A 1,152-nucleotide genomic window follows, 5' to 3' on the forward strand; every position below is an offset into this window, starting at 1 on the left:
GCCAGCTCGCAAAGATACGAACATCGGATATGATCGAGAGATTTATGTATTTTCGTGGGAACTTGGTTGCGGGGGCACGCAACCATCTCAACTTGCTTTTCCGGACCGCAGCATAAGTGCTGATTGTTGCCAAGGTTGTGGTCGAGGGTTCGAATCCCTTCGCCATCTCCAGTTTTCTACAATAAAATCAAACACTTAAGAAGCGCCATGCGGGGCGCTTTTTGATGACAACAAACAATTACGCATGTGTTGTCATCAGCTTGTAAGCATGAGTAAGTGTATTTCTGGACATGGCAGCGCAGCTTTGACGGCGATGACGCTCTTTAAGCAATCATCACCGCCGCCTCCCCATCAAATGATCTCTCCCAATTGAAGGCGACACGTTTGCAAACGGGCGCGGATGAGCGCCAAGGTCGGACAGGTTGTGTTCGAGGAGCACAAGCAGCAATGGCTGAGCGACGGCACCGGCCTTTACCCGCGCGACTATTCGGAAGCCACGGCGCGCGAGGTCGACATGGCCTCCGCGACATGATCGAGGAGTCGTACACGACGGCCAAGCAATTGCTGAAGTCCTGTCTGGACGAATTAAAGGCTGGTGCACGCCTCCTTCTGGAGCGGGAGACGATCACGCCGGACGATTTCCCGTCGCTACAGCGCCATGAGGAGGAAATTGCCTCGACTGTACCCCCGGAGGCGCCGGCTGACGGGCCGTCCGTCCCTTCCCGCAACGCCCCTTACGGGCTTCGGCACCATGACGTGCAGGATGGCTCCGCTATTTCTGGAAATTGATCACGATGCGGCCCTGGATATCACCGTTGTGCATCCGAGAAAAAATGCCGTTGATGTCCTCCAGCGCCTTGCTGTTTTCCAGCCCTGGCATATTGCTTATAACACGCGATCAAACGGCCGGAGATAGAGCCGACACCATAGTAGCGCTGGATAACACGAACGATTAGACGGCATAACACATTGTGTGCCTCATGATCACTGCTGGCTCTTTTTTGGTCGCAGTGCCGTCTATTGGAGGCGGTTGGCGTAGAATGTGGCCTCTGCTTGTGGAACAGTTACTTACTACGTAAGCGCGCATTTCTAGGCACCTTTTCTGGCTAACGAGATTGAGGCAAAGGGTGTCCACCGATAGAAAGGGTGGAC

2 protein-coding genes are annotated in these 1,152 nt (G+C 54.2%); both read left to right on the top strand.

Annotated features, from left to right (window positions below; all coding sequences use genetic code 11):
• The first annotated feature begins 400 nt into the window (after positions 1–400).
• Entirely contained in the window at positions 401–532 is a 132-nt protein-coding gene (locus tag KWJ32_RS28085) for a hypothetical protein (protein WP_255447022.1), read from the top strand.
• Positions 529–789, top strand: a complete 261-nt coding sequence (locus KWJ32_RS28090) for a hypothetical protein (protein ID WP_125271083.1) — start codon at positions 529–531, stop codon at positions 787–789. The genes KWJ32_RS28085 and KWJ32_RS28090 overlap by 4 nt, the downstream gene beginning before the upstream one ends.
• The last annotated feature ends 363 nt before the right edge of the window (positions 790–1,152 follow it).

The sequence above is a fragment of the Ochrobactrum sp. BTU2 genome, assembly GCF_024539785.1.
Classification (GTDB): domain Bacteria; phylum Pseudomonadota; class Alphaproteobacteria; order Rhizobiales; family Rhizobiaceae; genus Brucella; species Brucella anthropi.